Here is a 9605-nt window from a genome sequence, read left to right as displayed (position 1 = left end):
GGTCCGGACTCGGGGTCCGGCGTGGGGAGTCGGGGTCCGGAGTCCGGGGCGGAGCGCCGTTCATGCGCCGGACGGCCGGGATACCTGATCGACAGTGATCACTTCGGCGATGCCCCGCGCGGCCAGATGCGCCGCGTCCCCCGCCCGCTGGGCCAGCACCACCGCCGGCGGCCCTCCGCCGGAGGCGACCCGCATCCACGCTTCGAAGAAGGCCCCGCCCGGTGCGCACACCGCCCGCCCGGGCGCGGTCTCGACGTCTCCCGCGTCCAGGACCAGGGCGGTCCGGCGCGGGGCGGGCGGCGAGGACGGGGAAGGCGGCGAGGACAGTGGAGGCGGCGTGGCCGGGCCGGCGCTGCGGTGCTCCCGGGCGAGGCGTGCGAACACCTCCCCGGCGGGCTTGACGCCGCGGTCGTTGGTGAGCAGCCCCAGCCCGTACTCCAGCTCGGGGAAGTCCGCCAGCGCCCGGTCGACGTCGTGGGAGCACCACCACGTCACCCCCCACACGCCGGGGCAGTCCAGGACGTGGCGGACGGTCGCCTCGGTGAACGCCGCGGCGCGGCCGGGCGGAACGTGCGGTGCGGGCGCCCCCGCCTCCTGCAGCCAGACGGGCCGCGCCGCGTCGTCCGCCCACGCCTTCGAGAGCTCCACGAGATAGGCCGCCTGGCGCTCGGCGACGCCGCCGGGCCCGTGCAGCTGCGCGGTGCCGTTGAACACCCAGGCGTGCACGGCGGTCATGGCCCCGAGCCGTGCCGAGTGCGCCGGGGTGAAGGGATGGGCTCCGTCGTGGAAGGCGGCGTCGTACGAGGCGTGCAGGTGCGCTCTGCCGGGGGCTCCTTCCTCGCACGCGGCGAGCATGCGCCGCAGCCAGCGGCCGGCTTCGTCCGGCCCGATCCGGTCGGGGTCGGGGTGGGGCGGGCCGGAGAACTGGTTGAACTCGTTGCCGACCGTCATGCCGAGGAAGTGCGGCCGGTCGGCCAGGGCGGCGGCCAGTTCGGTGAGGAGGCGGGCCTGGGCGCCGACGACGCCGGGGTCGGTGAAGAGGTTGCGGCGGTGCCAGCTCGTGGTCCAGGACGGGACGAAGTCGAAGCTGGACAGGTGCCCCTGGAGGCCGTCGACGTTGACGTCGAGCCCGCGCTCCCCGGCCGCGTCCACCAGCTGGACGAGCTGCTCGACGGCGCGCGGGCGGATCAGGGTGCGGTTGGGCTGGAAGAGGGGCCAGAGGGGGAAGACGCGGATGTGGTCGAGGCCGAGCGCGGCCACGGAGTCCAGGTCGGCGCGGACGTCGTCCAGGTCGAAGTCGAGCCAGTGGTGGAACCACCCCCGGGAGGGGGTGTAGTTGACGCCGAAACGCATGGGGTGCGGGTGTCCCTTCTGTAGAGCAGGAGGGCGGTGGCGGGTGGTGGTCAGCCCTTGACGGCGCCCTCGCCGACGCCGCGGAAGAAGTACCGCTGGAGGCAGACGAACATCACGACGAGCGGGGCGACGGCGATGACGGTGCCGGCGGCGACGAGCCGCGGGTCCTGCTGGAAGGTGCCGTGCAGGTAGTTCAGCCCGACGGTCAGCGTGAAGCGGTCGGGGTCGGACAGGACGATCAGCGGCCACAGGAAGTCGTCCCACGCCCCCATGAAGGAGAAGATCGCGACGACGGCGAGCGTGCCCTTCACCGAGGGCAGTGCGACGCGGGTGAAGCGCTGCCAGACGTTCGCCCCGTCGATGACGGCCGCCTCCTCGGTCTCGTAGGGCAGGGCGGCGAAGGCGTTGCGCATCAGCAGCACGTTGAGCGCGCCGACCGCCCCGGGCAGGACGACGGCGACGAGCGTGTTGTTGAGCTCCAGCTCCCGCATCATCGTGAACTGGGCGATGACGATGGACTCCAGGGGCACCAGCACCGCTGCGACGAAGGCCAACCCCGCCGCCCGGCGTCCGCGGAACCGCAGGCGGGCCAGCGCGTAGCCCGCCATGGAGGCGCCGGCGAGATTGGTGAGGACGTTCGCGGCGGCGACCTTGAGGGAGTTCACGGCGTAGTCCCACACGGGGATGATGTCCGCGACCTCGGCGTAGTTGTGCCCGGTCGGGTGGGCCGGGAGGAAGCGCGGAGGGGAGGTGTAGATGTCCTCGGTGGTGCTCTTGAGGGAGGTGGAGAGCTGCCAGAGGAACGGGCCGACCGTGAGGGCCAGGACGGCGAGGAGCAGCACGTAGCGCACGGCCTTCTCCCAGGGTGTCGCGCGGTTCACGCCTGCCCGCCTCTCCGGCTCCGACCGTCTCTCCGGCTCCGCCCGTTCCTCGCGTCGCCCCTGCCCCGCTGCGCGTCGCCCCCGTCCCGGCGGTCGGCGCGCAGCACGAGCAGCATCAGCAGCAGGGCGACGGCGAAGACGACCAGGGAGATCGCGGAGGAGTAGCCGACGCGGCCGTTGAGCCCCGTGCCGGTCCGCTGGACGAGCATCACGAGCGTGGTGTCCTGCCCGGCCGGCCCGCCGGTGGGCCCTGCCAGCAGGTAGACCTCGGAGAAGACCTTGAAGGCGGCGACCGACGACAGGGCGCCGACCAGCACCATCGTCGAGCGCACGGCGGGCACGGTGACGGCGGTGAAGCGGCGCAGGGCGCCGGCGCCGTCGACGGCCGCCGCCTCGTGCAGCTCGCGCGGCACGTTCGCCAGCGCCGCCAGGTAGATGATCATGTAGTAGCCGAGGCCTTTCCAGACCGTCAGCGCCATCGCGCTGAACAGCAGCAGCCACTCGTCGCCGAGGAAGGAGACCGGGCCGGCCCCGAGGACGCGCAGGAGGGCGTTGACCAGGCCGCGGTCGTCGAGCATCCACTCCCAGATCAGGGCCACCACGACGACGGAGGCCACGACCGGGGTGTAGAAGGCGGACCGGAAGAAGGCGACACCCGGGATGCGTTTCTGCACGAGCAGCGCGAGCAGCAGCGGCAGCAGCACGGTGAAGGGCACGACGAGGACGACGTAGAGGGCGCTGTTGCGCAGGGCCACCCAGAACTGCTCGTCCTCCAGCAGCGCCCGGAAGTTCTGCAGCCCCACCCAGCTGCCGGGGGTCAGCGTGCGGGCGTCGGTGAACGCCTTGTGGAGCGTGCTGAGGAAGGGGTAGAGGTTGAAGGCGGCGACGGTTCCGAGGCCGGGGAGCAGGAAGAGCCAGGGGGAGACGGCCCGGTGCGTCCGCACGTGCTTCGCGCCTGTCGCCCCTTTCCCCCTTGATACGTGTTTCACGTCAGCTCTGCTTGAGCAGTTTGTTGCTCTGCGCGACGGCGTCGTCCAACGCCTGCTTGGGTGATTTCTTTCCCTGGAGCGCCTTGGCGACCTCGTTCTTGAGGGCGGTCTTCATCTCCTCGCTGAGCACGACCGGCGTGTAATTGACCGCGCCTTTCAGCATCTTCGCGGAGGCCACCCGCACCCTTCCCTCGTCGGTGCCGTCGTCCTTCGTCCAGTACGGGTCGTCCAGCGATCCTTTGGTGCTGGGGAAGACGGCGACCTTGTGGGCGAAGGCCTCCTGGTTCTTCTTGTCGGTCACGAAGTGCGCGAACGCGACGGCCGCTGCCTTGTGCTTGCTGCGGCTGCTGACGCCGAGGCCCATGACGTACATGTTGGGCTTGCCGGTGTTGTTGGGCGCGTCGGTGATGCCGAGGTCCCGGTAGAGGCCGGGCGCGCTCTTCCTGAAGTTTTCGAGGTCGTGGGCGCTGCCCGGATTCATGGCGACCTTCTGCTCCAGGAATTTCTGCCCCGTCTTGTCCGGGGTGTTGGTCAGTGCCTGCGGGTCGAGGCCACCGCGCTCGTAGAGGCCCTTGTACGCGGTGAGCAGTTCCACGCCCTTGGGCTCGTTGTAGGTGAAGCGGGTCGCGTCGCCGTTCATCAGCTGCACGCCGTAGCGGCCGAAGTCCTCGACGGCGGGCGTGCCTCCGAGCGTGGCGGTCTTGCCGCCGGAGCGCTCCGCTATGGTCCGTGCCGCCGCGAACAGCTCGTCGTAGGTCTTCGGGGGCTTCTCGGGGTCGAGACCGGCTTGCCGGAAGAGGGCCTTGTTGTAGAAGAGCGGTCCGGTGTTGAGGTACCAGGGGAAGGAGTACGAGCCGTTCAGGCCCGGCAGCACATTGCCCTGCCACGCCTCCTGGGTGTACTCGCCCTTGAACTTCGCGGCGGCCGGCTCCTTGTCGAGGTTCATCAGCAGGCCGGCCTTCGCCAGCGGGTACGACAGGTCCGGGGAGACGTTGACGACGTCCGGCAGGGTCCCGGCGGCGGCGTCCGCGCCGAGCTTGTCCGCGTAGTTGTCGGCCGGCTGGTCCAGCCATTTGACCCGGACACCCGGGTACGCCTTCTCGAATTCCGCCACCAGGCCGGTGAAGTAGTCCTTGAAATTGCTGCGCAGATTCCAGGTCTGGAAGCTGATGTCACCCTCGGGCTTCCCGTCCGCGCCGCCGCCTCCCCCGGATCCGGAGCCGGAGCCGGACCCGCCCGAGCCGCAGGCGGTCAGCGTGAGGGCGGACACGAGCAGCGGAACGGTTGCGGCGAGGGCTCCACGGCGTATCGGCATGGCCGGCGAACTCCTTCGGTCGGCAGCGGACTGCGGCAGGGCAGCGCTCCAAAAGGTGCCCGGCAAAGGGGAGTTAGTCAACACTGTCGCCAACGACTAATGCGCTTTAGTGTGTTACTGCTCAAGCACTCAGGTCACCGGTGGAGGGGAGGCCGCGCCATGCGCCGCACACCGGCCCGCCGCCCGACGATCAAGGACATCGCGCGCCGCGCGGGCGTCTCGGAGAGCGCGGTCTCCTTCGCGCTCAACGGCCGCCCGGGCGTCTCGCAGGCCACCCGCACGCGCATCCGCGAGGTCGCCGAACAGCTGGGCTGGCAGCCGAGCACCGCCGCCCGCGCCCTCTCGGGGGAAGGCGCGGCCACCGTGGGCCTCGTCCTGGCCCGGCCCGCCCGCACACTCGGCGTCGAGTCCTTCTTCCTCCAGCTGGTCTCCGGGGTGCAGGAAGTGCTCGCCGGCCGGAGCCTCGGACTGCTCTTCCAGGTCGTGGAGGACCTCGACGCCGAGTGCGCGATCTACCGCCGCTGGTGGGCCGAGCGCCGCGTGGACGGCCTCCTGGTCGTCGACCCGCGGGCCGACGACCCCCGCCCGGCCCTGCTCGACCGCCTCGGCCTTCCCGCCGTGCTCGTCGGCGCGCCCGACGACGGGGGAGCGCCGCACGGCGCGATCTCCACCCTGTGGGCCGACGACACCGGCGCGATGGCCTCCGTCGTCGGCCACCTCCACGGCCTGGGCCACCGCCGCATCACCCACATCGCGGGCCTGCCGGAGCTCGCCCACACCCGGCGCCGCATGGCCTGCCTGCGCGCGGAGGCCGCCCGCCGCGGCCTGCCCGCCGTGCGGTCGGTCACCACCGACTACTCCGACGCCCAGGGCGCCGAGGCCACCCGCCGCGAACTGTCCGGCGCCCGCCCTCCCACCGCGATCGTCTACGACAACGACGTGATGGCCGTGGCGGGCCTGGCCGTGGCGGCCGAGCGCGGCGTGCCCGTACCCGCCTCCCTCTCGATCGTGGCCTGGGACGACTCGGTCCTCTGCCGCAGCTGCCCCGCGCAACCGATCAGGGAACGTAGACGCCCACCTGAAGGATGTCTGTGCGGACCGCGTCCCGTACGGACCGCCGTCCTGCAGCCATCTCTTGTCCTGTCCTGCACCTCCGCCGCCCTGGCCCCCACCCGTTGCTTCGCATCATGTGCCAGAAGCGCAGCCCGGGGCCGCTGGTCGGGACGCGGTCCCTGCCGAAATACCCAGGCGAACCGTCCATGAAAGTCCGCAGACGGCCTGCTGACGCCACCCGGGGCGGCTCCCGTCCTCGCTCCGGGGTAATCGCCTCTTGCGCGCCTTGGAGCCCTGACCTCCTTGAGATCCTTCAGTTCCGATTCATCGGACCGCGCCTGGCACGCTCGCTAAGCTGCTCCAGCAGCAGTATGTCTACCCGTGAGACTGTGCACTGGCATGGCTTGCCGACCTTGCCTTGAGGTCAGGTCACCAACCGACGGATAGAGACGACTGTGAGAGGTTGGAGATAGGCAGGAACGGGTGAATGTGCAGCCGACTCACAGGGGAGGCTGCGGCTGATCACCGCAGAGTGCCTGTGGTCATTACCAGCCTACGACCAGTCGGTTGGGGTTCCCTGCCACGCAGGTCACCCTGCTACCTCGATGGAAGGTTCGCGGCTCTTTCCTCCTGCCCACTCGTGAAAGAAGCCAGGTACCCCGATCAAGATGGCGGGCATCGCGACCACCCACCACCACCATGCGGCACCCCCTGCAGATGCGGCCCAACTGCCAAGGGCGATGCCGCCCCCGCCAATTACGATTCCAAGACCGATTCCCAGTCCGTCTCTTCGGAATGAATCTTCCCGCTCGCAGCTCTCTCTGTACCTCTGAGCAGTAGAGTCCAACTGTGCGGTGAGGGATAGGCAGGCTCTGCTTCCCTCCGGGAGGCTGGCGAGGGCTGCTACCTCAGCCGTGAGACGTTCCATGATCTTGTCGGATCGGGCTCGACGGCTTGCCCGTGCAGTGGAGACCGCAGTAAGTGCTGCGATGGCAAACGGCGATAGCGCAGTTGCCATTTGGGTGAGGGAACTAAGGTGCAACGAACATCCCGCCTACGGTGTGGTTTGGGTCACATCGTAGCGGCCTCCAAGGGTCGGTGGCCCGGTCTCAACTAGAAGGGCGCTGCGGGGCTTGACGGGCCGCGTCCATGTAGCTCCAAAGGAGGGGTTTGATGATCCGAGTTGGCGTCCCTTCTGAGCTGACGTGTGGTCATGTTGGGCGTGGACGGTAGTTGCCGGGAACTCCGGTGCCTGCGGCGGCCCAGAAGCCCCGTGAATCAGTGAAGTGGCTGCCGAGGGTGTACCAGGCCGAGTCCGGGTCGGCTAGCGGAGCGGCGAGGCCGGCTGTGGCCAGCCCGCACCGTTGGTGCTGCGGCAGGGTGTAGGGCTGCTCAACCCAGCCAAGCTGGCATTAGCGACATATCTGGTAATCAACGGCAAATGTGAACTCGCTGTGCAAGTTGGCTGCGCGCTGGCGCCCAGCCCTACCGCTCGTCGGAGAGGGAGCCTAGCCAGGGAGTGTCCAAAAGGGGGATTGCCTGCCTGTCGTCCTCCCTGCCAAGTCGTCCGCCGCTAATCCATCGCAGTGCTTGCCGCCAAGGATCACGTCCGGATGTGCACCCCACCTGGTGGGCTTGAATGGCAAGATCCCGTGCTGCTCACCTGTCGTCTTCGGGGACCATGTCACTAATCATGCTCGATAAGCCGCGATTATGAGTCTTGATGTCGCTGAAGCCCTGGAGCGGCGTGCCCACGAGCCCGGATCCGAGCTAGATGCATGCGGGGCCTACGTATGGATCTAGAGGCGGAACGGCCCGGAGTTCCGGCTTATCGATCCGTCCCTCCGCCAACTCGCGATTAATCAAGTTATGGCGGCGCAACAGGAGGGCCCGTCGCGAGTCAATCGAGAAGCCCGACTGTCAGCTCGAAGAAGTAAGTCACTCGGCCTCGAACAGGCAGAGGTGGTCCAAGCGCCAGCAAGGGCAGCTGGATCCACGCCTGTGTCGTTCTGGTACTGCTGTCGGCGTGCGTACAGAGGAGGAGCGGCCGCTCACGCGGCGGCTGTGCACTTCGCCGGCACTGATGGGTTATGGCCTTATGTCGAGGTCTGGCGATCGGTTCGCCGGCACGGTGAGACGAAGACGCGGAAGAGCCGCCGTTCTCTCCGCAGACTCGACCTGGAATGACGACAGGCTCGTCTTCCCCGGCGAGACAGGCATCGCGACGCCGTGGACGTGCTCCGCCACTTCAGGAAACTGCTTGCGGAAGCGGAATTCGAGAACCCGAAGGCGTGGACGACGCGGGCACTACGGACGAACTTCCTGTCCCTGCTCTCGGACCACGGGGTGCCGACAGAGGAAATCGCCCGAATCCTCGGCCGCAACGGCTCGGCCACCACGGAGAAGGTGCACGGCAAGCAGTTGCACCCGGTGATCACAGCGGGCGCGGAGGCCATGGACGAGACCATCGAAGTCGCCCTAGGGGCGGAGGAGCCACCAGACGCCTCCTGCGATGAGCACCACAGATACCAGCACGGCCGCTGGCTGGAGGAATCCGATACGCCTCCGGACTGATGCTCCGGCGGGAGCGGGTGCCCCTCCGTGGGTCGACCCCGGGGGGTGGGCTGGCTCCGGACGGTGGGCCGGCTCTGAGGCGCCCCCTCCGGCCGGGGCGCCGCTCGGCCAGTCGGCGGGGCTCGGCAGCCTGGACCCACCGCCCGAGAGAGGGCCGGAAGGCGGGCCCGATGGTCGCTCAGCCTTTTCGATTACGGGAGTCTCAGGCGTCCCCCATGCGCCCGAGACCGTCGGGCTGCCGTTTCCATGTCTGGCACGCCGTAGGGCACCGTAGCCTTCGCGGCGCCAGCGGATCCCAGCGACGTCTGTGAATTCGACGGCGATGTCGCCCAACAGGTCGGAGTGCTCAACCTGCGTGGGCGGCAGCGGGCAGGTGACCTCACTGGCGTTGAGAACGGGCCACACGCCGGTCACCTCGCCGCGGAAGGACACGCGCACATCCCGGATCGGCTGGTTGGACCCGTTGTGGATCACGGCCTTCGGGACGACCCAGCTGTCGTGGAAAGGGGACGGGGACAGAGCGATGCGTGCGCTGATCATGGACGCCTGCTGCCGCTCCCGCTGCTGTTGCGCCACCTGCTCCCGCTGTCGCTCCAGCTCCCGTTCGCGCTGGAACTTCTGCAGTTCCTCTGCGCGGAGAGCGGATTCCTGCCGCTCCTGCTCCCGTTCGCGCTGGAACTTCTGCAGTTCCTCTGCGCGGAGAGCGGATTCCTGCCGTTCCTCCCGCGCCTTCTGTCGGTGAGCTGAGTAGCTCAGCATCAACCCCGCCAAGCCTGTGAGGAGGCTGAAAACGGCGACAAGGTTCTGCACCATGTCCGGACTCTGGTCCACCGGACCCTGCCATGTCAGCGCGCAACACCGGCCGACGGTCAGACCATCTCAGATGTCCCCCTGCCGCTGCTACGGCGCATCCACCGGATGGGCGCAGGTCGTGGATTGATCCGTTTGGACAGCCTCTGTCTCTAGCCCCCAGCCAGCGCTCAGTAGACGTAGTCACCCCACCCGAAGGTCGCGGCGTACGCTCGCCGCACGGTCTCCCATCCGCGACTGCCGCGGAGGCACACCACGCCGAGCGCAAGGACGAACCATGCCGCCCAGCCCCCGGCGATGATCAAGGCCCACCGGGCCCGGAGGCGAGCGCGCAGGCGGTGAGAGGACGACTGTGAGGGCGAGCCCGATGTGCGCCCCGACGATGTCGTACGGACCGCTTCTCGTACGGTCCGCCGCTCTGCGGCCAGGTCCCGGGCGTACTGCCCGGCGGGGAGGGGGCGGCGTCACCGGCCTCGGTGGCGATGTCAGTGCGTGTCATGGGGTCCTCGAGATTACGTTCCCCCGGCGCCGCGCTACGGCGGTCCTTCGGTGACGGGTCCCCCGGCCCCGTTCGCTCCACCCTCGGGAAGCAATGGCCGGTGGCCCCCCGATCGGCTGCCGTCCCCACCC

7 protein-coding genes are annotated in these 9605 nt (G+C 69.2%); 3 read left to right on the top strand and 4 right to left on the bottom strand.

What is annotated here, in order from left to right:
* Window positions 1-60 precede the first annotated feature (60 nt).
* Genes ACSNOG_RS30120 through ACSNOG_RS30105 form a run of 4 tightly spaced genes read right to left on the bottom strand, consistent with a single transcriptional unit; the run spans window position 61 to window position 4538 of the window.
* Entirely contained in the window at window positions 61-1353 is a 1293-nt protein-coding gene (locus tag ACSNOG_RS30120; protein ID WP_436755872.1) for a glycoside hydrolase 5 family protein, read from the bottom strand.
* A 50-nt stretch (window positions 1354-1403) separates the two neighbouring features.
* The gene (locus ACSNOG_RS30115; RefSeq protein ID WP_436755871.1) at window positions 1404-2234 is read right to left on the bottom strand and encodes a carbohydrate ABC transporter permease; all 831 of its coding nucleotides are present in this window, start codon (window positions 2232-2234) and stop codon (window positions 1404-1406) included.
* Window positions 2231-3178 carry a carbohydrate ABC transporter permease gene (locus ACSNOG_RS30110; RefSeq protein ID WP_436755870.1) on the bottom strand — a complete coding sequence of 316 codons (948 nt, stop codon included), beginning with the start codon at window positions 3176-3178 and terminating at the stop codon, window positions 2231-2233. Before ACSNOG_RS30110 ends, ACSNOG_RS30115 begins: the two co-directional genes overlap by 4 nt.
* 46 nt (window positions 3179-3224) lie before the next feature.
* Window positions 3225-4538, bottom strand: coding sequence for an ABC transporter substrate-binding protein (locus tag ACSNOG_RS30105; RefSeq protein WP_436755869.1), 1314 nt, complete (start codon window positions 4536-4538; stop codon window positions 3225-3227).
* Window positions 4539-4697: 159 nt separating this feature from the next.
* Between ACSNOG_RS30105 and ACSNOG_RS30100 the strand changes: the two genes are divergently transcribed.
* From ACSNOG_RS30100 to ACSNOG_RS30090, 3 genes are all read left to right on the top strand, one after another.
* Window positions 4698-5801 carry a LacI family DNA-binding transcriptional regulator gene (locus ACSNOG_RS30100; protein WP_436755868.1) on the top strand — a complete coding sequence of 368 codons (1104 nt, stop codon included), beginning with the start codon at window positions 4698-4700 and terminating at the stop codon, window positions 5799-5801.
* 2019 nt (window positions 5802-7820) lie between these two features.
* Window positions 7821-8165, top strand: coding sequence for a hypothetical protein (locus ACSNOG_RS30095; protein WP_436755867.1), 345 nt, complete (start codon window positions 7821-7823; stop codon window positions 8163-8165).
* 498 nt (window positions 8166-8663) lie between these two features.
* Complete coding sequence (locus ACSNOG_RS30090) at window positions 8664-8912, top strand: hypothetical protein (RefSeq protein WP_436755866.1); 249 nt, start codon at window positions 8664-8666, stop codon at window positions 8910-8912.
* The last annotated feature ends 693 nt before the right edge of the window (window positions 8913-9605 follow it).

This window comes from Streptomyces sp. URMC 124 (genome assembly GCF_051386455.1).
Taxonomy (GTDB): domain Bacteria; phylum Actinomycetota; class Actinomycetes; order Streptomycetales; family Streptomycetaceae; genus Streptomyces.
This window is presented reverse-complemented; position numbering and strand designations above follow the sequence as displayed.